Origin of the sequence: Streptomyces sp. NPDC085931 (genome assembly GCF_044540565.1) — a bacterium.
Lineage (GTDB): Bacteria > Actinomycetota > Actinomycetes > Streptomycetales > Streptomycetaceae > Streptomyces.
In genome coordinates this window covers 16148-38201 of sequence record NZ_JBITSK010000008.1, presented here as the reverse complement: position 1 = coordinate 38201, position 22054 = coordinate 16148, and the positions used below count along the sequence as shown (strand labels likewise).

The 22054-nt window shown below is 72.4% G+C and carries 20 protein-coding genes; 4 read left to right on the top strand and 16 right to left on the bottom strand.

Features of this window, described 5'->3' with window-relative positions; translation table 11 throughout:
* Positions 1-247 precede the first annotated feature (247 nt).
* A complete protein-coding gene (locus ACIGAN_RS18275) occupies positions 248-1030 on the top strand; it encodes a hypothetical protein (RefSeq protein WP_399858661.1) in 783 nt (260 codons plus the stop codon).
* An 86-nt stretch (positions 1031-1116) separates the two neighbouring features.
* Positions 1117-1506, top strand: a complete 390-nt coding sequence (locus ACIGAN_RS18270; RefSeq protein WP_365737202.1) for a hypothetical protein — start codon at positions 1117-1119, stop codon at positions 1504-1506.
* 63 nt (positions 1507-1569) lie between these two features.
* Here the strand turns inward: ACIGAN_RS18270 and der are convergent, their stop codons facing one another.
* From der to aroH, 5 genes are all read right to left on the bottom strand, one after another.
* Positions 1570-3045 (bottom strand): ribosome biogenesis GTPase Der, encoded by a 1476-nt coding sequence (gene der / locus ACIGAN_RS18265; RefSeq protein WP_365089691.1) that lies wholly within the window; start codon positions 3043-3045, stop codon positions 1570-1572.
* 79 nt (positions 3046-3124) lie between these two features.
* A complete protein-coding gene (locus tag ACIGAN_RS18260) occupies positions 3125-3772 on the bottom strand; it encodes a lysophospholipid acyltransferase family protein (protein ID WP_365737204.1) in 648 nt (215 codons plus the stop codon).
* Positions 3769-4431 (bottom strand): (d)CMP kinase, encoded by a 663-nt coding sequence (gene cmk / locus ACIGAN_RS18255; RefSeq protein WP_399858659.1) that lies wholly within the window; start codon positions 4429-4431, stop codon positions 3769-3771. Before cmk ends, ACIGAN_RS18260 begins: the two co-directional genes overlap by 4 nt.
* 252 nt (positions 4432-4683) lie before the next feature.
* Positions 4684-5769, bottom strand: a complete 1086-nt coding sequence (locus ACIGAN_RS18250; protein WP_399858657.1) for a prephenate dehydrogenase — start codon at positions 5767-5769, stop codon at positions 4684-4686.
* Positions 5766-6128: a chorismate mutase gene (gene aroH / locus ACIGAN_RS18245; RefSeq protein ID WP_365737207.1), complete on the bottom strand. Its 363-nt coding sequence runs from the start codon at positions 6126-6128 to the stop codon at positions 5766-5768. Before aroH ends, ACIGAN_RS18250 begins: the two co-directional genes overlap by 4 nt.
* A gap of 181 nt (positions 6129-6309) precedes the next feature.
* Between aroH and ACIGAN_RS18240 the strand changes: the two genes are divergently transcribed.
* Positions 6310-6753, top strand: coding sequence for a Rieske (2Fe-2S) protein (locus tag ACIGAN_RS18240; RefSeq protein ID WP_399858654.1), 444 nt, complete (start codon positions 6310-6312; stop codon positions 6751-6753).
* A gap of 3 nt (positions 6754-6756) precedes the next feature.
* Here ACIGAN_RS18240 and ACIGAN_RS18235 read toward each other — a convergent pair whose 3' ends face one another.
* The 11 genes from ACIGAN_RS18235 to ACIGAN_RS18185 all read right to left on the bottom strand — a co-directional run bounded on the left by ACIGAN_RS18235 (position 6757) and on the right by ACIGAN_RS18185 (position 19776).
* A complete protein-coding gene (locus ACIGAN_RS18235) occupies positions 6757-7776 on the bottom strand; it encodes an ADP-ribosylglycohydrolase family protein (protein ID WP_399858651.1) in 1020 nt (339 codons plus the stop codon).
* Complete coding sequence (locus ACIGAN_RS18230; RefSeq protein WP_399858648.1) at positions 7773-8504, bottom strand: NUDIX hydrolase; 732 nt, start codon at positions 8502-8504, stop codon at positions 7773-7775. The genes ACIGAN_RS18235 and ACIGAN_RS18230 overlap by 4 nt, the downstream gene beginning before the upstream one ends.
* 62 nt (positions 8505-8566) lie before the next feature.
* Entirely contained in the window at positions 8567-9685 is a 1119-nt protein-coding gene (locus tag ACIGAN_RS18225; RefSeq protein WP_399858645.1) for a pseudouridine synthase, read from the bottom strand.
* Positions 9685-10371 carry an SMC-Scp complex subunit ScpB gene (gene scpB, locus ACIGAN_RS18220; protein ID WP_365089714.1) on the bottom strand — a complete coding sequence of 229 codons (687 nt, stop codon included), beginning with the start codon at positions 10369-10371 and terminating at the stop codon, positions 9685-9687. The genes ACIGAN_RS18225 and scpB overlap by 1 nt, the downstream gene beginning before the upstream one ends.
* Complete coding sequence (locus tag ACIGAN_RS18215; protein ID WP_399858643.1) at positions 10368-11720, bottom strand: segregation and condensation protein A; 1353 nt, start codon at positions 11718-11720, stop codon at positions 10368-10370. Before ACIGAN_RS18215 ends, scpB begins: the two co-directional genes overlap by 4 nt.
* A gap of 18 nt (positions 11721-11738) precedes the next feature.
* Positions 11739-12293 (bottom strand): hypothetical protein, encoded by a 555-nt coding sequence (locus ACIGAN_RS18210; protein WP_365089716.1) that lies wholly within the window; start codon positions 12291-12293, stop codon positions 11739-11741.
* Positions 12278-13405: a ParA family protein gene (locus ACIGAN_RS18205; protein ID WP_351365949.1), complete on the bottom strand. Its 1128-nt coding sequence runs from the start codon at positions 13403-13405 to the stop codon at positions 12278-12280. The genes ACIGAN_RS18210 and ACIGAN_RS18205 overlap by 16 nt, the downstream gene beginning before the upstream one ends.
* Positions 13406-13842: 437 nt before the next feature.
* Positions 13843-14967, bottom strand: a complete 1125-nt coding sequence (gene ald / locus ACIGAN_RS18200) for an alanine dehydrogenase (RefSeq protein WP_309096549.1) — start codon at positions 14965-14967, stop codon at positions 13843-13845.
* Positions 14968-15106: 139 nt separating this feature from the next.
* Complete coding sequence (locus ACIGAN_RS18195; protein WP_399858638.1) at positions 15107-17146, bottom strand: tetratricopeptide repeat protein; 2040 nt, start codon at positions 17144-17146, stop codon at positions 15107-15109.
* Positions 17147-17406: 260 nt separating this feature from the next.
* Positions 17407-18033: an NUDIX hydrolase gene (locus tag ACIGAN_RS18190; protein WP_365737223.1), complete on the bottom strand. Its 627-nt coding sequence runs from the start codon at positions 18031-18033 to the stop codon at positions 17407-17409.
* 96 nt (positions 18034-18129) lie between these two features.
* Positions 18130-19776, bottom strand: a complete 1647-nt coding sequence (locus ACIGAN_RS18185; RefSeq protein ID WP_365089726.1) for a CTP synthase — start codon at positions 19774-19776, stop codon at positions 18130-18132.
* Positions 19777-20249: 473 nt separating this feature from the next.
* On the opposite strand from ACIGAN_RS18185, the gene ACIGAN_RS18180 reads away from it, so the two are divergent.
* Positions 20250-22052: a glycoside hydrolase family 15 protein gene (locus ACIGAN_RS18180; protein WP_365089765.1), complete on the top strand. Its 1803-nt coding sequence runs from the start codon at positions 20250-20252 to the stop codon at positions 22050-22052.
* The last annotated feature ends 2 nt before the right edge of the window (positions 22053-22054 follow it).

Below are 22054 nucleotides of genomic sequence, written 5' to 3'. Positions count from 1 at the left end.
ATGCGGGCGGCGTCCTGTGACCCACTTCCCTGTCCCAACGTCCGCCGCGTCACGTCGAGTTGACGATGAGTGCGCCGTTCCGCGCGGAGGGTGGCCCGGTGCGCCGGTTGGTTCGATTCCGTTCGCTCCGGGGCGTGACTCCCGCCACAGATCGCCCGTTGTCTTCTTCATGAGCCGGGGCCGACCCGGACCACGGGCCGGGAGCCACCCGGCCTCGCCACGCACCGCACCCCCGAGGGAGCCACCCGTGCCGCGCATGCTCGACGTCAGCGACGAGGTACGCGCCGAGATCGGCGACGAAGAAGCCGACCGCCTGCTCGCCGGAGAGACCGCCCCGGGCAGTTACGACTGCACGTCCTGCCGCACCCCGGGCGACTCCGAACAGGAACGCACCAGCACCGTCCTGTTCATCGGGGACGAGACCGCCGTCCTCGCCTTCGCCCACGCCGGCTGCCTGCCCTCGCAGGTCGTCCAGGTCACCGAGGAGCAACTCCGGGGCGCCGTGAAGTCCATCAGCGGCGACACCGTCGACCTGGAGCCCGACAAGGTGGTGCCCGAGCAGGCGGTGCTCGGCGTGACCAGCGGCCTCGTGCTGATCGGCGGTGAGCTGCACCCGGCCCTGGTGGTGGAGCCGACCGCGCCCATCGCCCGGCCCGGGACGATCGGCTCCGGCGACGACTTCCTGCCGCTGCTGATCGAGCAGGGTTTCCAGCCGCTGACCGAGCTGTCGGCCGTGCCGCCGGTGCTGCACGGCTGGTCGGTGCTGCTCGCGGTGGGGCAGCTGCACGCGGTGCTCCAGCCGGGCGGCAACGGGGGCCAGCCGGTGGCCTGGTGGCAGGCGCACCAGCCGCTGCAGGTCACCGACGCCTGGCGGTCGGCGGCCAACAAGCACCAGCAGGTGCTGATGTTCGCCGCGCCCGTCGGCTCGATCGGCCGCCAGCCGCGCGAGGACCTGCTCCGCGACGCCCTGGACAAGGCGGCCGCCAACGGCAAGCTGGTGGCGGCGGCCCTGCCGCTGGCCGGCACCTGAGCCGACGTCACCCGCGCGGCCCGAAACCCCTGCGAAAGCCGTAACCGCAGCCGCATCCCTTGACCCGCGAGGTCGTTTGGACATACGTGCACGCATACGAGGTTCCCCGCCGCCAGTCCTTCTCGTCGATCCCCTCCGCGCGGTCGGCTCAGGACTCCCAGGGCGGCCCATCGGCCACGCCGATCTACGACGCGCTCTACGCCGAGTACGTCAAGTCCTTCCGCGCGCTGCCCGGCGACCGCAGTGGCGAGGAGAAGCTGGGCTTCACCGCCTTCGGGAACATTCCGCACGGTACGGGCTCGTACGGCGGGTCGTACGGCAGCTCCTACAGTGCCTACAGCGCAGGTGCCCAGAGCGCCCGGTACGCCGCCGGGCAGCAGCCGCAGTGGCAGCGGGTCGGGACCATCGGCTCGCCCGGCACGCAGATGCACCACGTGCCGGCCGCGCTGCCGCCGGGCCGGCGCAGCGGCGTCTGAGCGCGCACCGGACAGCAGTGAGGGGCGGCCCCCGACGGGGCCGCCCCTCACTGCTGTGCCGCGTTACTTCTTCTTGCCGCGCTTCTCGCGCACCCGCACCGAGATGTGGATGGGCGTGCCCTCGAAGCCGAACTCCTCGCGCAGGCGGCGCTCGATGAAGCGCCGGTACCCCGCCTCGATGAAGCCGGAGGCGAAGAACACGAACCGCGGCGGCTTGGTGCCCGCCTGCGTGCCGAAGAGGATGCGCGGCTGCTTGCCGCCCCGGATCGGGTGCGGGTGGGCGGCGACCAGCTCGCCGAGGAAGGCGTTCAGCCGGCCCGTCGGCACCCGGGTCTCCCAGCCGGCCAGGGCCGTCTCGATCGCCGGGACCAGCTTCTCCATGTGCCGGCCGGTGCGCGCCGAGACGTTCACGCGCGGCGCCCAGGCGACCTGGCCGAGCTCGGTCTCGATCTCCCGCTCCAGGTAGTAGCGGCGCTCCTCGTCGAGGGTGTCCCACTTGTTGAACGCCAGGACGACCGCGCGGCCCGCCTCGACGGCCATGGTGACGATGCGCTGGTCCTGCACCGAGATGGTCTCGGAGGCGTCGATCAGGATGACCGCGACCTCCGCCTTCTCCACGGCCGCGGCCGTGCGCAGGGAGGCGTAGTAGTCGGCGCCCTGCTGGAGGTGGACCCGCTTGCGGATACCGGCGGTGTCGACGAACTTCCAGGTGACGCCGCCCAGTTCGATCAGCTCGTCGACCGGGTCGCGGGTGGTGCCCGCCAGCTCGTTGACGACGACGCGCTCCTCGCCCGCCACCTTGTTCAGCAGGGAGGACTTGCCGACGTTGGGGCGGCCGATCAGGGCGATGCGGCGCGGGCCGCCGATGCCGCCGGCGCCGAACGTCTCGCGGGGCGCCTCGGGCAGCACCTCCAGGACCTGGTCGAGCATGTCGCCCGTACCGCGGCCGTGCAGCGCGGAGACCGGGTAGGGCTCGCCCAGGCCCAAGGACCACAGGTACGCCGCGTCGGCCTCGCCGCTCGGGCCGTCCACCTTGTTGGCGCACAGCACGACCGGCTTGCCGGCCTTGCGCAGCAGCCGCACGACGGCCTCGTCGGTGTCCGTGGCGCCGACCTTGGCGTCCACGACGAACACGACGGCGTCGGCGGCCTCGATCGCGTACTCGGCCTGGGCGGCCACGGAGGCGTCGATGCCGAGGACGTCCTGCTCCCAGCCGCCGGTGTCGACGACCTTGAAACGGCGGCCCGCCCACTCGGCCTCGTAGGTGACACGGTCGCGGGTGACGCCCGGCTTGTCCTCGACGACGGCCTCGCGGCGCCCGATGATGCGGTTCACCAGGGTCGACTTGCCGACATTGGGGCGGCCGACGACGGCGAGCACGGGCAGCGGGCCGTGACCCGCCGCCTCGATCGCGCCCTCGACGTCCTCGAGGTCGAAGCCCTCCTCCGCGGCGAGCTCCATGAACTCCGCGTACTCGGCGTCGCCGAGCGCCCCGTGGTCGTGCTCGTGCGCGCCCTCGGGCTGGATGTGGTCGTTCATGAAGTCCGTACCTCGTCGTTCATCGTGGTGGTCGGTGGAGTGCCCGCCGGGTGCGGGCTGATCCACTACTCAGTGTCGCCTAGCGCCTGGTGAGGCGCCTGGCGTTTTCCAGGTGGGCGGCCAGCTGCTTCTGTATGCGGCCGGTCGCCTCGTCGAGTGCCTTGCGGGTGCGGCGGCCGCTGCCGTCGCCGGCCTCGAAGGGCTCCCCGAAGACGACGTCGACGCGCGAGCGCAGCGGGGGCAGCGCCTTTATCAACCGTCCGGGGCGCTCGGAACTTCCCAGCACGGCGACCGGCACGATCGGGGCGCCGCTGCGCACCGCGAAGTAGGCGAGCCCGGCGCGCAGCGAGGCGAAGTCGCCCTCGCCGCGGGTGCCCTCCGGGAAGATGCCGAGGACGCCGCCGTTGTCCAGGACGCCGAGCGCGCGGGTGATCGCCGTGCGGTCGGTGGTGTCGCGGTCCACCTTCAGCTGGCCGATGCCGGTCAGGAAGGGGTCGAGCGGGCCGACGAACGCCTCCTTCTTGATCAGGAAGTGCGTCGGCCGGGGCGCCACGCCCATGACCATCGGGCCGTCGATGTTGTGGGAGTGGTTGACCGCGAGGATCACCGGGCCGGTCGCGGGCACCTTCCAGGAGCCGAGCACGCGCGGCTTCCACAGCCCGTACATCAGGCCGACGCCGATGCGCCGCCCGACCTCGGCGCCCCGCACCGAAGGCAGCTCGGTCACTTCCCGGCCCGCTTCTCCTCGACGAGGGTGACGACGCACTCGATGACCTGGGCGAGCGTGAGCTCGGTGGTGTCCACCTCGACGGCGTCGTCCGCCTTGGCCAGCGGGGAGGTCTTGCGGCTGGAGTCGGCGGCGTCGCGCTTGATCAGGGCCTCGCGCGTGGACTGCACGTCGGCGCCCTTCAGCTCACCGCTGCGGCGGGCGGCGCGGGCCTCGGCGGAGGCGGTGAGGAAGATCTTCAGGTCGGCGTCCGGCAGCACGGTCGTGCCGATGTCCCGGCCCTCGACGACGATGCCGTGCGTCGCGGAGGCCGCGATGGAGCGCTGCAGCTCGGTGATCCGGGCCCGCACCTCGGGCACCGCGCTGACCGCGCTGACCTTGGAGGAGACCTCCTGGGTGCGGATCGGGCCGGCCACGTCCACGCCGTCGACGGTGATGGTCGGTGCCTCCGGGTCGGTGCCGGAGACGATCTCGGGCTTGCCCGCGGCGGCCGCGATCGCGGACGGGTCGTCGATGTCGATGCCGTTGTTCACCATCCACCAGGTGATCGCCCGGTACTGGGCGCCGGTGTCCAGGTAGCTCAGCCCGAGCTGGGCCGCCACGGCCTTCGACGTGCTCGACTTGCCGGTGCCGGCGGGGCCGTCGATGGCGACAATCACTGGCGTGGCGCTTTCCACTGTGGGGACCTTCCTGAACCGGGCTGGCGGGGTGAGGGCGCGACTGCCCCGCACAAGGTTACTGCGTGCGGGTCACTCGTCCGGCCGCGCGTCGGCGCCGGGGCCGCACGGCTGACGAGGCCCCGCTCACACCCGCGCCGCCCGGCGCACGACGGCCGACGCGCCCGGCCACCCCCGTGGCACCCGCCTCAGACGGCGACGCCGACACCCACGCCGATTGCGCACCGGCGCCGGCTACTGCCGGATCGCCCAGCCCCGCTCCCGCAGCGCGGCGGACAGCACGGGCGCGGCCTTCGGCTCCACCATCAGCTGCATCAGTCCGGCCTGCTGCCCCGTCGCGTGCTCGATCCGCACGTCCTCGATGTTGACCCCGGCCGCCCCCGCGTCCGCGAAGATCCGGGCCAGCTGCCCCGGCTGGTCGTTGATGAGCACGGCCACGACCTCGTAGGTCCGCGGAGCGGACCCGTGCTTGCCGGGAACGCGGACCTGCCCGGCGTTGCCGCGCCGCAGCACGTCCTCGATGCCGTCGGCCCCCTCGCGCCGCTTGTGGTCGTCGGACGACTGCAGGGCCCGCAGCGCCCGCACGGTCTCCTCCAGGTCCGCGGCGACGTCCGTGAGCAGGTCGGCGACCGGCCCGGGGTTGGCGGAGAGGATGTCGATCCACATGCGGGGGTCGGAGGCGGCGATCCTCGTCACGTCCCGGATGCCCTGCCCGCACAGCCGGACGGCGGCCTCCTCGGCGTGCTCCAGGCGCGCGGCGACCAGGCTGGAGACCAGGTGCGGCATGTGGGAGACCAGCGCGACGGCCCGGTCGTGGGCGTCGGCGTCCATCACCACGGGCACGGCACGGCAGTACGAGACCAGTTCCAGGGCGAGGTTCAGCACCTCGGTGTCGGTGTCCCGGGTCGGGGTGAGCACCCAGGGGCGGCCCTCGAAGAGGTCGCCGCTCGCGGCGAGCGGGCCGGACTTCTCCCGGCCGGACATGGGGTGCGTGCCGATGTAGGCGGCCAGATCGAGACCGCGCGCCTCCAGCTCGCGGCGCGGCCCGCCCTTGACGCTGGCCACGTCGAGGTAGCCGCGCGCCGCACCGCGTCCCATGGCGTCGGCGAGCACGTCGGCCACGTACGCGGGCGGGGCGGCGACGACGGCCAGGTCGACGGGCCCGTCCGGCGCCTCGTCCGTCCCGGCGCCCAGTGCGGCCGCCGTACGGGCCTGCTCCGGGTCGGGGTCGGCGAGGTGCACGGTGACGCCCCGCTGGGACAGGGCGAGGGCGGCGGACGTGCCGATGAGGCCGGTGCCGATGACGAGTGCGGTTCTCACTGGGCGATGTCCTTGCGCAGGGCGGCCGCGGCGCCGAGGTAGACGTGGGCGATCTCGGCGCGGGGCCGGTCGGACTCGATGTGGGCGAGGACCCGGACGACACGCGGCATGGCGCCCTCGATGTCCAGTTCCTGGGCGCAGATCAGGGGTACGTCGACGATGCCCAGCTTGCGGGCGGCGGCCGCCGGGAAGTCGCTGTGCAGGTCCGGCGTGGCCGTGAACCAGATGCTGATCAGGTCGTCGGCGGTGAGGCCGTTGCGCTCCAGGACGGCCGAGAGCAGGGCGCCGACCTGCTCGTCCATGTGCCCGGCCTCGTCCCGTTCGAGTTGGACGGCGCCCCGGACCGCTCGTACCGCCACGGCGATGCTCCTTGCTGACGTGCGTGTCGCTCTGCGTCCGTCCAGCCTAGTCAGCCCGCGCGGACCGGGTACGCGGCGCCCGCCCGGTGAGACGCCCGGATTGCAGATCCTTGGGTATTTTCAGAGCCGACATGCATTGAAGTTCCCTTTATCCCTCTCTATGCATCTTCGGAGTGACGACATGACCCACGAGACCACGCGCCGCACGGTCCTCCTCGCCACGGGCGCGACGGGCGCGGCGGCACTCGTCACGGCCTGCGGCGGGGGCGGCGACGACAGCGGCTCCTCGCCGGCGGACTCCCCCACCGGCCAGGCGACGAGCACCCCGGCCGGCCAGGGCCGGGAGCTGGGCTCCACCGACGGGATCCCGGTGGGCGGCGGCCGCGTCTTCAAGGACGAGAAGGTCGTGGTGACCCAGCCGGAGCAGGGGCAATTCAAGGCCTTCTCGGCGATCTGCACGCACCAGCGCTGCCTGCTGGGGTCGGTCTCCGACGGCACGATCAACTGCCCGTGCCACGGCAGCAGGTTCCGTGTCGCGGACGGCTCGGTGGCCAACGGCCCGGCGACGAGCCCTCTGCCCGCCGAGAAGATCACCGTGGAGGGCGGCACCGTCCGCCTGGTCTGACGGTCAGGCGTCCCAGTGCGCCCCGAGGGTCAGCAGATCGGTCCGGTACTCGACCCGGTCGGCCCACTCGGCCGGCCAGGCCTCCGCGCCCCGGTACGCGCCGGCGAAGGCGCCGGTGAGGCAGGCGATGGAGTCCGAGTCGCCGGCGGTGCAGGCGGCCCGGCGCAGGGCCGTGACCGGCTCGTCCACGAAGAGCAGGAAACACAGCAGCCCAGTCGCCAGCGCCTCCTCGGCGATCCAGCCCTCCCCGGTGGCCAGGCACGGGTCGGTCTCCGGCGAGACGGTCCGTACGGCGTGCTGGAGCCGGTCGAGTATCGCCAGGCACTCGTCCCAGCCGCGGGCGATGAACTGCCCGGGCCCGGCGTCCTCAGCCCGCCTCCACAAGTCGCCGAGCCAGCGCTCGTGGTACCGGTTGCGGTTCTCCAGGGCGTACGACCGCAGCAGCCCGACGAGCCCGGTCGGCTCGGCGCCCCGGGCGAGCAGGCGTACGGCGTGCGCGGTGAGGTCGGAGGCGGCCAGGGCGGTCGGATGCCCGTGGGTGAGGGCGGCCTGCAGCTGGGCGGCGCCCGCGCGCTGTTCGTCGCTGAGTCCGGGCACCAGGCCCAGGGGTGCGACGCGCATGTTGGCTCCGCAGCCCTTGGATGCGATCTGGCTGGCGTCCTGCCAGGGGCGGTCCGTGTGCTCCAGGAGGGCGCAGGCGCGCAGGCAGGTGTTGCCGGGAGCGCGGTCGTTCTCCGGGGAGCGGTTCCAGGCGATGAACTCCTGCCGGACGGCGGCGGCCATGCCGCGGGGTTCCAGCACGCCGCGGTCCATCGCGGTCCGCAGGCCACGCGCCAGCGCCAGCGTCATCTGCGTGTCGTCGGTGACGATCGCGGGTCTCGGCAGCTCCGTCTCCCGCCACGGCCCGCACTTGGCGAGGATCGAGGGGACGTCGTCGAACTCGGTCGGGAAGCCCAGCGCGTCCCCCAGGGCGAGACCCGTGAGCGCCCCGGTGGCGGCCTGCTTGTGGACGAGGGTGGTCATGCGGGGCGTCCTTCCGGAGTCGGCCTCAGCAGCGGCGGGTGGAGCGTGGTGGCGGCGCCGGCGCGGTACAGCGCGGCGGGTTTGCCCCGGCCGCCGGTCAGCCGGGCGGCACCGGGGACCGGTTCGACGAAGCCGGGGGTGGCGAGCACCTTACGCCGGAAGTTGGGCCGGTCCAGCGGGGTGCCCCACACCGCCTCGTAGACCCGCTGGAGCTCGCCGAGGGTGAACTCGGGCGGGCAGAAGGCGGTGGCGAGGCAGGTGTACTCCAGCTTGGCGCCGACGCGCTCATGGGCGTCCGCGAGGATGCGGTCGTGGTCGAAGGCGAGCGGCCCCGCCGCGCCGTACGGCACCCAGTCGGCCCGTGCCGCGTCGCTGCCGCCGTGCGCCTCGGGCGCGTCGGGCAGCAGCGCGGCGAAGGCGACGGACACGACCCGCATCCGGGGGTCGCGGCCGGGCTCGCTGTACGTGCGCACCTGTTCCAGATGCAGCCCGGAGACGTCCGACAGGCCGGTCTCCTCGGCGAGTTCGCGCCGGGCGGCCGTCTCCGCGGACTCGTCCGGCCGCACGAACCCGCCGGGCAGGGCCTGCTGCCCGGCGTACGGCTCCTGCCCGCGCTCGACGAGCAGCACGTGCAGGTCGCCGTCCCGGAGGGTGAACACGGCGAGGTCGGCGGTGACGGCGAAGGGCTCGTGGGCGTACTTGTCGTAGCCGTCCCTGACGAGCGCCATGACGAACACCCCCTTTAATAGTCACGACGACTATAAAAGGGGGTGTGCGTCGGTCACAAGGCCTAGAGGTCGACTTCCTGCATCAGCATGCCGACCTCGGTGTTGGACAGGCGCCGCAGCCAGCCCGACTTCTGGTCGCCGAGGGTGATCGGGCCGAAGGCGACCCGCACCAGCTTGTCGACGGGGAAGCCGGCCTCGGCCAGCATCCGGCGCACGATGTGCTTGCGGCCCTCGTGGAGCGTGACCTCGACCAGGTAGTTCTTGCCAGTCTGCTCGACGACCCGGAAGTGGTCGGCGCGGGCGTAGCCGTCCTCCAGCTGGATGCCGTCCTTGAGCTTCTTGCCCAGGTCGCGCGGGATGGGGCCGACGATGTGCGCGAGGTAGGTCTTCTTCACGCCGTACTTCGGGTGGGTCAGCCGGTGCGCCAGCTCGCCGTGGTTGGTGAGCAGGATGACGCCCTCGGTCTCGGTGTCGAGCCGGCCGACGTGGAAGAGGCGGGTCTCACGGTTGGTGACGTAGTCCCCGAGGCACTGCCGGCCCTCCGGGTCCTCCATCGTGGAGACGACACCGGCGGGCTTGTTCAGCGAGAAGAACTGGTAGCGCTGCGTGGCGACGGTCAGCCCGTCGACCTTGATCTCGTCCTTCTCCGGGTCGACGCGCTTGCCCTGCTCCAGGACGATCTCGCCGTTGACCTCGACCCTGGCTTCGTCGATCAGCTCCTCGCAGGCGCGCCGGGAGCCGAAGCCCGCCCGGGCGAGGACCTTCTGCAGCCGCTCGCCCTCCTGCTCGGCGCCGGGGAAGGTCTTGGGGAGCTTGACCTCCTTCTTCCCGGCGTACCGGTCGCGGTTGCGCTCCTCGATCTGCGCCTCGTACTCACGGGGGCGCGCCGGGGCCGTGCGGCCCGGCCGCTGGGGCTGCCTGGGCCCGCCCTTGGCGCCGCCGCGGGCCGCGCCGCCCCGTCCGGCCTTGGGGCCGTCCTTGGTCGCCCCGGGGCCCACGTCGTAGCGGCGCTCCTCCGGGCGCGGCTTCTTCGGACGGCCGCTGCCCTGCTTGTCGTCGCGGTTGTTGCCGGCGCCGCGGAAGTTGCCGCGACCACCACCACTCCCGCCGCGGCCGCCGCTGTTGCCACCACGGCTCCCGCCGTTGTTTCCGCTGCTGTTCCTGCCGCTGCTGCTTCGCATCAAAGTTCCGTCTGGTCGTCTTCGTCGTGGGTCCCCGGGCTCACCGGGCGGCCCGGCGCGTCGTCGTCGGGCGCGTCCGGGTCGAACGACGGTACGCCCTCCTGGGTCTCGGCCTCGATCGCCTCCGCCTCCGGGAGGAAGGGCGCGAGCTCCGGGAGCTCGTCCAGACCGCGCAGGCCCATCCGCTCCAGGAAGTAGTTCGTCGTCCTGTACAGGATCGCACCTGTTTCGGGTTCCGTGCCCGCCTCCTCTATCAGACCGCGCTGCAGGAGGGTGCGCATGACGCCGTCGCAGTTCACTCCGCGCACGGCCGAGACGCGGCTGCGGCTGACCGGCTGGCGGTAGGCGACGACGGCCAGGGTCTCCAGCGCGGCCTGGGTGAGCCGGGCCTGCTGGCCGTCCAGGACGAAGCGCTCGACGGCGGGCGCGTAGGCGGCCCGGGTGTAGAACCGCCAGCCGTTCGCGACGAACCGCAGCTCGAAGCCGCGGCCCTGGACGGTGTACTCGTCGGCCAGCTCGCGCAGCGCGTCGGCGATCTGGCGCCGGGGCCGCTCCAGGATCTTCGCCAGGTGCTCCTCGGTCGCGGGTTCGTCCACGACCATGAGCACGGCCTCCAGGGCGGGCTTCAGGTCGAGGCCGGTCACGTCGCGCAGCCCGGCCGGGGTCTCGCCGGCTTGTCGGCTCACGGGGTCCTCTCCTCCTTCGGCGGCTCGGGCGGCCGGTCGAACTCGTCGGTGACGGTCGGCGCCTCGTCCCCGTCCCCGCCGGTCCACCGCACGAGCAGGTCCCCGAGCGCGGTCTCCTGCTCCAGCGCCACGGCCTTCTCGCGGTACAGCTCCAGCAGGGCGAGGAACCGCGCGACGACGGTGAGGGTGTCGTCGGTGTCCGCCACGAGGGTGCGGAAACTGGCTTCGCCCAGCTCCCGGAGCCGCGCGACCACGATCCCCGCCTGCTCCTGGACGCTGACCAGCGGGGCGTGGATGTGGTCGACGTACACCTGCGGCTTGGGCTTCGGCTGCATCGCCTTCACGGCGAGCCGGGCGAACCCTGCCGCCCCGATGCTGATGACGACCTCGGGCAGCAGCTCGGCGTGCTCCGGCTCCAGCCCGACGGTCCGGGGGTAGCGCCGGGCCTCGTCGTCCAGGCGATCGTTGAAGATGTCGGCGACCTGCTTGTACGCGCGGTACTGCAGCAGCCGCGCGAACAGCAGGTCCCGGGCCTCCAGCAGCGCCAGGTCGGCCTCGTCCTCCACCTCGGCGGCGGGCAGCAGCCGGGCGGCCTTCAGATCGAGCAGCGTGGCGGCGACGACCAGGAACTCGGTCGTCTCGTCCAGGTCCCAGTCCGGCCCGAGGGCCCGGATGTACGCCATGAACTCGTCGGTCACCTTCGACAGCGCGACCTCGGTGACGTCCAGCTTGTGCCGGGAGATCAGCTGCAGCAGCAGATCGAAAGGGCCCTCGAAGTTGGCGAGCCGGACCTTGAAGACCGTGCCGTCGGCGTCTTCCCCCGCGGCCTCGGGGCGCCCGGGCCCCGGACGCCCGGCGCCCCGGGCGGACGCGTCCTCCGCCGCCCTGGAAGCCGGGAGGGAAGCCGACGGGGAAGCCGGGAGAGAAACCGTCGGTGAAACGGCCGCACCGCCCGTTTCCGGAGCCGTCGGCGAAACGGCCGCACCGCCCCGTCCCGGAGCCGTCGGCCCGGCCGAGCGCTCCTGACGGTCCCGGACAGCCACCGCCCCCGGCCCGGCCGGTTCCCGCGGCGGCACCGGTGGCGGCACCGCTGTGGACGGCACACCGGCACCTGCGGCCCCGTCGGACGTCCTGTCCGGCCCGGTGATGGCGACGTGCGTCCCGCCGGGTCCGGCCGGGTCCGGCGCGGCGGCGGCCGGAGCCTCGGGGTCCGGCTCCGCCGCCGGCTGCTCGGCGGGCGCCGCGGCAGGCCCCGCCGGCTCGGCCTGCACAACCCCCGGCCCCCTCCCCAGCGCACGCCGGCGGCCGGCCGGGCCGCCGGGTGGTGGAGGGGGAGCGTTCGAGGTCATGGCCCCCGCAGGCTACCGCTACCGCCCGCGCAGTCGTCGTACGAGGATGCTGGCGTCCCCGCGGGTCTCCAGGTCGGCGAGGACCACGGCGACGGCCTCGCGGACGATGCGCCCGCGGTCGACGGCCAGGCCGTGCTCACCGCGCAGCACGAGACGGGCGTGCTCCAGGTCCATGAGCTCCTCGGCCGACACGTACACCGTGATCTTCTCGTCGTGCCGCTCACGGCCACTGGGGCGGCGCGCAGCGGCCCGCCCGCGCTTGCGGGGCGCCGCCGCGGCGGCGGCAGAACCTTCCTGCGCCGCCGTCCGGCGGCCGGAGCGGCTGCGGGACTCCCCGGCCTCGGCCGGATCCGCGTCCGCCGCGACATGCTCCGCGCCCTCGCCGTCGCCGCCCTGCGCGGGCACCGACTGCGGTGCGTCCTCCGCTGCCGCCGCCGCGTCGCCCTCGCCCGCCGGGGCGGGCACCCGGGCGTCGCCGTTGGCCTGGCGCCTGGGCGTGGACGGCTGCAGCCCCATCCCCCCTGTCGTACGGAAGAGTTCGTCGGCCCCCGGCAGACTCACTCGGCGTGACACCGGGCGAGCACCTCCCTGGCGAGCTGGCGGTAGGCGGCGGCACCGACGGAGTTGGAGGCGTACGTGGTGATCGGCTCACCGGCGACCGTGGTCTCCGGGAAGCGGACCGTGCGCCCGATGACCGTGTGGTAGACGTGATCGTCGAACGCCTCGACGACACGCGCGAGCACCTCACGGCTGTGCACGGTGCGCGAGTCGTACATCGTGGCGAGGATCCCGTCGAGCTCCAGGTCGGGGTTGAGCCGCTCCTGGACCTTCTCGATGGTCTCGGTCAGCAGCGCCACACCGCGCAGCGCGAAGAACTCGCACTCCAGCGGCACGATCACCTTGTGCGCGGCCGTCAGGGCGTTGACCGTGAGCAGGCCGAGCGAGGGCTGGCAGTCGATGACGATGAAGTCGTAGTCGTCCAGCAGCGGCTTCAGGGCGCGCTGCAGCGTCGACTCGCGGGCGACCTCGGAGACGAGCTGGACCTCGGCCGCCGACAGGTCGATGTTGCTGGGCAGCAGGTCCATGTTGGGGACCGCCGTCTTCAGCAGCACCTCGTCGGCCGCCATCCCCCGCTCCATGAGCAGGTTGTAGACGGTGAGGTCGAGCTCCATCGGGTTGACGCCGAGTCCGACCGACAGCGCGCCCTGCGGGTCGAAGTCCACGAGCAGGACCCGGCGTCCGTACTCCGCGAGCGCGGCACCCAGGTTGATGGTCGACGTGGTCTTGCCGACGCCGCCCTTCTGGTTGCACATCGCGATGATCTTCGCGGGTCCGTGGTCGGTCAGCGGGCCCGGGATCGGGAAGTACGGCAGCGGGCGCCCGGTCGGGCCGATGCGCTCCCGGCGCTGTCGGGCCGCGTCGGGCGCGAGAGTGGCCGCGTACTCGGGATCCGGCTCGTACTCCGCGTCGGGGTCGTAGAAGTGCCCCTCGGGCAGTTCGTCGTAGTCGGCGAAGTGGTTGTGGGGCGCGCCACTTCCGTCGCCGGCCATGGCGTTCACGTGATGGCCATCCATCTTCTGGTGTGCTGTGTGAGTCGCCTGCTGACTCTGGTGGGCTGCGAAGGTGCGCACAGCGACGGAGCCGACAGCCTCGAACCCCGCGGGCCCCTGGCCCCGTGCAGGCATTCCTGGTTGACCACCCCCGGGAGAAAATGTCGACTCATTCACAAGTCGTCTTACCTCCTTGGTGACCAGGAAACTTCTAGACAGGTCAGCGTGGCACCATGCCGACGGTTGGCGACTCTATGGCGTGTCGGGCGTCCGCAGCAACACAATCCGCCGGACCCGGCCCGATGTGTCGGCAATGAAACATCCCGCTGTCAAGGGCGTACGGCCGTCGCACGGCAGGTTTCACCGGTGTGCGAATCGGTTGAAGGGTTACGTTCGAGGCGAGTTGCCCGAGAATCGCGAAGTGACCATACACACATCCGGCCGGACCTTGTCGGGCAAGGTCCGGCCTGATGCGCGGCGTTGACGACACGTGTTGACGTATCGCCTTTGCCGGTCGATGACTTAGCCGACTTACCGGCCGTCGCGTGCGGGTGGAGGGCTCGACCGAGGGGTCAGCCGAGCAGCGAGGACAGCTCCACGTGCTCCACGCCGTGCGCCTCGGCGACCTCGCGGTAAACGACCTTGCCGTCGTGCGTGTTGAGGCCCTTGGCCAGCGCCGGGTCGCGGCGCAGCGCGTCCACCCAGCCGTGGTTGGCCAGTTCCACGATGTAGGGCAGCGTGGCGTTGGTCAGTGCGTAGGTGGAGGTGTTGGGCACCGCGCCGGGCATGTTGGCGACGCAGTAGAAGACCGACTCGTGGACCTGGAAGGTCGGCTCGGCGTGGGTGGTCGGGCGGGAGTCCTCGAAGCAGCCGCCCTGGTCGATCGCGATGTCGACAAGGACACTTCCGGGCTTCATCCGCGAGACCAGCTCGTTGGTGACCAGCTTCGGGGCCTTGGCGCCGGGGATGAGCACCGCGCCGATGACGAGGTCGGCCTCCAGGCAGGCCTTCTCCAGCTCGAAGGCGTTGGAGACGACGGTCTGGATCTTCGTGCCGAAGATCTTGTCGGCCTCGCGGAGCTTGTTGATGTCCTTGTCGAGCAGGGTCACGTGGAAGCCCATGCCGATGGCGATCTGCGCGGCGTTCCAGCCGGAGACGCCGCCGCCGATGACCACGGCGCGGCCGGCGAGCACGCCGGGGACACCGCCGGGCAGCACCCCGCGGCCGCCGTTGGCGCGCATCAGGTGGTAGGCGCCGACCTGCGGGGCCAGCCGGCCCGCGACCTCGGACATCGGGGCGAGCAGCGGCAGCGCGCGGCTGGGCAGCTCGACGGTCTCGTAGGCGATGGCCGTGGTGCCGGACTCCAGCAGGGCGTCCGTGCACTCCTTGGAGGCGGCCAGGTGCAGGTAGGTGAAGAGCGTCTGGTCCTTGCGGAGGCGGTGGTACTCCTCGGCGATGGGCTCCTTGACCTTCAGCAGCAGGTCGGCGGTGGCCCACACCTCGTCGGCGGTGTCGAGGATCCGGGCGCCGGCGGCGACGTACTCCTCGTTCGTGATCGAGGAGCCGACACCGGCGTCGCGCTCGACGACGACCTGGTGGCCGTGGCGCACCAGCTCGTGCACGCCGGCGGGGGTGATGGCCACCCGGAACTCGTTGTTCTTGACCTCGCGGGGGATGCCGACCTTCACGTCGATCACGGTCCTTGGCTCAGAGGGTATGGGGGAGTATTTCTTACACATACCCGGGCACGCACGGGCACACCGGGAGAGACCGCAGGAGAACGTGCGGCAGAGCCAGTCTAATGAAGGTGTTCCCGCTGTCTAGCCTTCCATTGCATCAATCTTCAGCGGATGCGGTACGGATTTCGCAGGCGTCGGGTGCGGTTTGCAGGTCTTCATCGCCGAGGATCCGCTCGGCGGCGCCCCGGTGCAGCCCGGCCGAGGCGGGGTCACCGAGGCGGTCGAGAGTGTCGGCCACCCGCAGGTGCAGCGCGGCCTGCAGCCGGGTGTCCTCCGCGCGCCGGGCCCACTCCACGGCCTCCCGGCAGGTGCGCAGCGCCTCCTCGGGACGGCCCGCGTACTCCTGGACCCGGGCCAGCTCGCTCAACGCCCGCGCCTGGGCGGCCACGTCCCCGTTCTTGCGGTGCCCGGCGATCGCCGAGCGCCAGTTGCGCAGGGCCTCGCCGTAACGGCCCGCGAAGGTGTGGGCGGCGGCGATGCGCCCGTACAGCCGGGCGGCGTCCGCCCGCTCGCCCCGGGCCAGCCGCTCGGTCAGGGCCCGCCCGAACCAGTCGGCGGCCCGGTCGAAGTCGCCGAGCTCCAGGTGTGCGCCCCCTACGGATTCCATCGCGCGGCCGGTCGCGTAGGTGTCGTTCACCTCGCGTCCGGCGTCCAGCGCGGCCCGGTAGCGCGCCAGGGCCTCGGCGGTGCGGCCGGTGCGGGCGTCGAGGTCGCCGAGGTTCAGCAGGGCGGCGGCCCGCTCCCGGGGCAGGTCGCGGCGCTCGGCGATGTCCAGGACCAGGCGGTGCACGACGTAGAGGTCGGGGGCGGCCGCCCGGGTCCCGACGTGCGCCACCATGGCCCGGACCAGCTGGGACATCAGCCGCCGGGCCAGGGTGTCCAGCTCCCCGTCGGCGACCGCGAGCCGGGCCGCGGCGAGCAGCGCGGGCCGGGTCAGGCGCAGCCACTCGGCGGCCGCCCGCGGGGTGGGGAAGCGCAGCGCCCGCGGCATGTCGAGGAGCTTCTGGCGCGCCTGGGCGTTGTCGGTCTCGGTGATCGCCCGGCAGGCCTGGAGCAGCCGCACGGTCCGCTCCAGCATGCGGGCACGGGCCAGCTGGAGCTCGGCCGGGCGCTCGTGGTGCCGGGCGAGGAGGCGGAGCTGGCCGTGCAGGCAGCCGGGCACCTCGTACTGCGGCAGCGGCGAGTCCACCGCGTGCAGGAAACCGAGCGCGACGAGGTCGTCGAGGGTGGTGCGGGCGGTGCCGACGGAGCAGCCGGCGAGCGCGGAGGCGACCTGCGGGTCGACCGATCCGGCCGGGGCGAGGGCGAGCAGGCGCAGCATCCGGGCGGCGGTGGCGGGCAGGGCGGCGTAGGCGAGCCGGAAGACCCGGGTGAGGGCGGTTCCCTCGGGCTCCTCGGCGCGCAGCTGCTTGGCCAGGTCGGAGACGGCCGCCTGGGGCCGGGCCGCGAGCCAGCCGCCCGCCAGCATCAGCGCGGCGGGCTGTCCCTGGCACTCCTCGGCGAGGCCCTCGGCGGCCCGGGGGTCGACGGTGATGCGGACGGAGCCGGTGTGCCGGGAGAGCAGTTCCACCCCGGACTTGGCGTCCAGGCCGCCCAGGGTGCAGGGGCGCACGTCCGAGATGCCGGTGAGCGGGCCCTGGGAGACCGCGACGACCAGGCAGTCCGGCGAGTCGGGCAGCAGCGCGTCGACCTGCTCGGCGTCGGCGGCGTCGTCCAGCAGGAGCAGGACGCGCCGGTCGGCCAGGGCGGTGCGCAGGGCGTCGGTGAGGTCGTCCTCGCAGGCCCCGGCCGGGGCCTGCTCGTCCAGGGCGGCGAGCAGGTCGCGGGCGGCGCGCTCGACGGGTACCGGGGTGCCGTCGGGGTCGGTGAGGCGGGCGCGCAGCACGCCGTCCGGGTAGCCGTCGGCGACCTGCCGGGCGAGTTCCCCGGCGAGGGCGGTGCGGCCCGAGCCGGGGCGGCCGGCGATGAGCAGCACGCGCGCCCGGGGGGCCTTGCGGCCCGCGAGGGTGTCCAGTCCGGCGCGCTCGATGTCGGCGCGCAGTTCCTTCAACTCCCGTGTGCGGCCCAGGAACTGGTGCTTCGCGGCGGCGCGCCCGGTCAGCCGCACGTCGTCTGTCTCCACGACCTGATCCGTCACGGGCCACACTCCCGTCCCACCGCACCTGCGAGCCCGCCGGGACTCCGGTTCGGGCGTGCTCAGAGCCTAGTTCACGCTCTGCAACGTTCCGGGCGGAGCGCGGTGGCACGGCGGGCGCTTCCCCCGATCGGATCAGCAGATCGTAGGACCGGTCGCGTCGTGGGCGCCTCGGCAGGGGCGCGGGGAACCGCGCGTCCCGGCCACGCCGGCGCACCCGGCCGGCGGCCCGCCCGGCCCGTCGCGGCCCTCCCGGCGGAACGCTACGCCTCGAACGGACGCGCGGGCCACGGCGCCTGCGCCGGGCGCAGCGCGTCCAGGCCGTCGCCGGCCCGCGCGGCGACCAGCGACAGGACGCCCACCACCAGGCAGTTGTTGTGGAGGTCGCCGGCCAGCACGCCCCGGACCAGCTCCTCGACCGGCACCCGGTCGAGCTCCATGTCGGCCTCCTCCTCCGCGACCGCGAAGCGCTCGCCCTCGGCCTCGGACAGATCGCGCGCGAGGAAGATCCGCACGGCCTCGTCGCAGCCGCCGGGGGTGGTGTAGACGTCGGTCAGCACCCGCCAGTCCTCGGCCTTGACGTGCGCCTCCTCGTACAGCTCGCGCTGCGCGGCGTGCAGCGGGTTCTCGCCGGGGACGTCGAGCAGTCCGGCCGGGATCTCCCACAGCTTGTGGCGCACGGGGTGGCGGTACTGGCGCAGGACCAGGACGCGGTCGGCCTCGTCGAGGGCGAGGACGGCGACGGAGCCGGGGTGGACCTGGTAGTCGCGGCCGACCACGGTGCCGTCGGGCATGACCACCTCGTCGGTCCGGACGGAGGTCTTGTTGCCCACGAAGGGCGTGTCCGTCGCCCGGATCTCCCACTCCTCCGGGGTGTCCTTGATCGTCATGCCTGTCCTTCCACGTACCCAACACGACCTGCGGAAACGAAACCGGGGTGCACACCCTTTGAAGGGATGCACCCCGGCCACCGTACAACTGGTGTGTTACTTCGAAGTCTTCCGCTCGACCGCGGCCTTGACGAGCCCGGCGAACAGCGGGTGCGGGCGCGTCGGGCGCGAGCGCAGCTCCGGGTGGGCCTGCGTGGCGACCAGGTAGGGGTGGACGTCGCGCGGGTACTCGACGTACTCGACGAGCTTGCCGTCCGGCGAGGTGCCGGAGAACAGGATGCCCGCCCTCTTCTCCAGCTCGGCGCGGTAGGCGTTGTTCACCTCGTAGCGGTGCCGGTGGCGCTCCTCGACGTACTCCTTGCCGTCGTACACCTCGCGCACGATCGAACCCTCGGCCAGCTTGGCCGGGTACATGCCGAGCCGCATCGTGCCGCCCATGTCGCCCTCACCGGCGACGATGTCCATCTGCTCGGCCATGGTGGAGATGACCGGGTGGCTGGTGGCGGGGTCGAACTCGGTGGAGTTGGCGTCGGAGATGTCGGCCAGGTTCCGCGCGGCCTCGATCACGATGCACTGCAGGCCCAGGCAGAGGCCGAGCAGCGGCACCTTGTTCTCGCGGGCGTAGCGGATGGCGCCGACCTTGCCGTTCACCCCGCGCTCGCCGAAGCCGCCGGGGATGCAGATGCCGTCGACGTCGCCGAGCTGGGCCGCGGCGCCGGCCGGGGTCTTGCAGTCGTCGGAGGTGACCCACTTGATCTTCACGCGCGCCCGGTTGGCGAAGCCGCCGGCGCGCAGCGCCTCGGTCACCGACAGGTAGGCGTCGGGCAGGTCGATGTACTTGCCGACCAGGGCGAGGGTGATCTCGTGGTCGGGGTTGTGGACGCGGTCGAGCAGGTCGTCCCAGGTCGTCCAGTCCACGTCGCGGAACGGCAGGTCCAGCTTGCGGACGACGTAGGCGTCCAGGCCCTCGCCGTGCACGGTCTTGGGGATGTCGTAGATCGAGCGGGCGTCGGGGCAGGCGACGACGGCGGCCTCGTCGACGTCGCACATCAGCGAGATCTTCCGCTTGATCGCGGTGGGCACCTCGCGGTCGCAGCGCAGCACGATCGCGTCCGGCTGGATACCGATGTTGCGCAGGGCCGCGACCGAGTGCTGGGTGGGCTTCGTCTTCAGCTCACCCGAGGGGCCGATGTACGGCAGGAGCGAGATGTGGACGACGAAGACGTTGTCACGGCCGACCTCGTGCCGGACCTGGCGGACGGTCTCCAGGAACGGCAGCGACTCGATGTCGCCGACCGTGCCGCCGACCTCGGTGATCACGACGTCGACCTCGTCGGTCGCCATGCGGCGGATGCGGTGCTTGATCTCGTTGGTGATGTGCGGGATGACCTGCACGGTGTCGCCCAGGTACTCGCCGCGCCGCTCCTTGGCGATCACCGTGTTGTACACCTGGCCGGTGGTCACGTTGGCGGAGCCGTCGAGGTCGCGGTCGAGGAAGCGCTCGTAGTGGCCGATGTCCAGGTCGGTCTCGGCGCCGTCGTTGGTGACGAACACCTCACCGTGCTGGAAGGGGTTCATCGTGCCGGGGTCGACGTTGAGGTACGGGTCGAGCTTCTGCATCACGACGCGCAGGCCCCGGGCCTTGAGCAGCATGCCGAGGCTGGAGGCCGTGAGGCCCTTGCCGAGCGAGGAGGCGACACCCCCGGTGACGAAGATGTGCTTGGTCGTCGTGGAATTGGGCATGGCCAAGAGGGGGCTCCCGTGGTCGCGATCTGGAGGTGCGGTTCGGGGGTCAGACGCCCACCGGTCCACGGGCTACCAGCGTATCAGCGCCGCGAGGTGATGGCTTCCGGCCACGCTCCGCGCACATTCCGACACGGGGCGATCATCCTCACCCGCCTCTCACCCGCTGCTCACTCGTTCGGCGTACCCGCCTTGTCGCGACGGGCACCCGGAACATCCGCGTGCGTCGTATCCTGCTCGGACACTCGCTGCCGAGCCCGTCCGGCCCAACGGCACCACCCCCCGCCCGTAAGCACCGGAACAACGTGAGCTCGTCAGTTCGTTGAGCGACAATTGGCGCTTTGCGTCACGGCCGAGTGAACTGTTTTGCTTCATCGCTCAACGACGCATTGCAAGACCTGCTGAAACCCCCCTTGACCGCACTAGCGACAGCCCCCTTGCGGGGTGACGTGGCCGTTCGACTGGAGTTGCACGTGGCCGGGCGCATCGAAGACTACGCACTCATCGGAGACATGCAGACCGCTGCCCTGGTCTGCCGGGACGGGACAGTCGACTGGCTGTGCCTGCCCCGCTTCGACTCGCACGCCATCTTCGCCGGCCTGCTGGGCACCGAGGAGCACGGCTTCTGGCGGCTCGGCCCCGCGCACGCCTCCGACCAGGAGCCGCCCACCGCGGCCCGGCGCAGCTACCGCGGCGACTCGCTCATCCTGGAGTCCGAGTGGGACACCCAGCGGGGCACGGTCCGGGTGACGGACTTCATGCCGCCGCGCGACGGCGCCCCGCAGCTGATCCGGATCGTCGAGGGCGTCTCCGGCCGGGTGCCGATGCGCTCGGCGCTGCGCATGCGGTTCTCCTACGGGCGGGTGGTGCCGTGGGTGCACAAGCACGAGGGGCGCACGGTGGCCGTCGCGGGCCCCGACTCCGTGTGGTTCGACACATCCGTCGAGACGTACGGCAAGTCGCTGACGACCTACTCGGACTTCACGGTCGCGCCGGGCGAGCGGATCGCGTTCACGATCTCCTGGGAGCCCTCGCACAAGCAGCCGCCGCCGCTGCCCGAGCCGGAGCAGTCGCTGGAGGCGACGGAGGACTTCTGGCGCGAGTGGGTCGACCACTGTACGTACCACGGCCCCTACCGCGAGGCCGTGGTCCGCTCCCTGATCACGCTGAAGGCGCTGACGTACGCCCCGACCGGCGGGATCGTCGCCGCGCCGACCACCTCCCTGCCGGAGGACATCGGCGGCGTGCGCAACTGGGACTACCGCTACACCTGGCTGCGCGACGCGGCCATCACCCTGTCCTCGCTGCTGCGCACCGGCTACCGCGAGGAGGCCCGCGCCTGGCGCGAGTGGCTGCTGCGCGCGGTGGCGGGCGACCCGGAGAACCTGCAGATCATGTACGGCATCGCCGGTGAGCGCGAACTCGGCGAGGCGGAGCTGGACTGGCTGCCGGGCTATGAGAACTCCGCCCCGGTGAGGGTCGGCAACGGCGCCGCGCACCAGCTCCAGCTGGACGTGTACGGCGAGGTCACCGAGGCCCTGCACCTGGCCCACATGACCGGCCTCGCGCGCAACGACTACGCCTCGCTGCTGCAGCTGAAGCTCATCCGCTACCTGGAGGACCACTGGCAGGAGCCGGACGAGGGCATCTGGGAGGTGCGCGGCCCGCGCCGCCACTTCGTGCACTCCAAGGTGATGGCCTGGGTCGCCGTCGACCGCACGATCAAGCTGATCGAGTCCGGCGACGCCGACGGCCCGCTGGAGCGCTGGAGGGAGCTGCGCGACGACATCCACCGGGACGTGTGCGAGCGCGGCTACGACAAGGAGCGCAACACCTTCACGCAGTCCTACGGCTCGAAGGAGCTGGACGCGTCGCTGCTGCTGATCCCGCAGGTGGGCTTCCTGCCGCCGGACGACAAGCGGGTCATCGGCACCATCGAGGCGATCCAGCGGGAGCTGTCCACGCCGGACGGCTTCATCCTGCGCTACCCGACCTCCGGCGGCGACGAGGGCGTGGACGGCCTGCCCGGCGACGAGGGCGCGTTCCTCGCCTGCTCTTTCTGGATGGCCGACGACCTGGCGATGATCGGCCGTGTGGACGAGGCGCGCAGGCTGTTCGAGAAGCTGCTGTCCCTGCGCAACGACCTCGGGCTGCTGGCCGAGGAGTGGGACCCGCGGCTGCAGCGCCAGGTGGGCAACTTCCCGCAGGCCTTCAGCCACGTGCCGCTCATCGACACGGCGCTGCGGCTGACGGCCTCGGGCGCGTACGGCGGCTGACC

Bases quoted from the DNA above. Each gene is read 5' to 3' on its own strand.
- ACIGAN_RS18190 (WP_365737223.1), bottom strand. From the start codon at position 18,033: ATGACGATCAAGGACACCCCGGAGGAGTGGGAGATCCGGGCGACGGAC.
- ACIGAN_RS18235 (WP_399858651.1), bottom strand. From the start codon at position 7,776: ATGACCACCCTCGTCCACAAGCAGGCCGCCACCGGGGCGCTCACGGGT.
- ACIGAN_RS18215 (WP_399858643.1), bottom strand. From the start codon at position 11,720: ATGACCTCGAACGCTCCCCCTCCACCACCCGGCGGCCCGGCCGGCCGC.
- ACIGAN_RS18205 (WP_351365949.1), bottom strand. From the start codon at position 13,405: ATGCCTGCACGGGGCCAGGGGCCCGCGGGGTTCGAGGCTGTCGGCTCC.
- ACIGAN_RS18230 (WP_399858648.1), bottom strand. From the start codon at position 8,504: ATGGCGCTCGTCAGGGACGGCTACGACAAGTACGCCCACGAGCCCTTC.
- ACIGAN_RS18185 (WP_365089726.1), bottom strand. From the start codon at position 19,776: ATGCCCAATTCCACGACGACCAAGCACATCTTCGTCACCGGGGGTGTC.
- der (WP_365089691.1), bottom strand. From the start codon at position 3,045: ATGAACGACCACATCCAGCCCGAGGGCGCGCACGAGCACGACCACGGG.
- ACIGAN_RS18225 (WP_399858645.1), bottom strand. From the start codon at position 9,685: ATGCGAAGCAGCAGCGGCAGGAACAGCAGCGGAAACAACGGCGGGAGC.
- ACIGAN_RS18240 (WP_399858654.1), top strand. From the start codon at position 6,310: ATGACCCACGAGACCACGCGCCGCACGGTCCTCCTCGCCACGGGCGCG.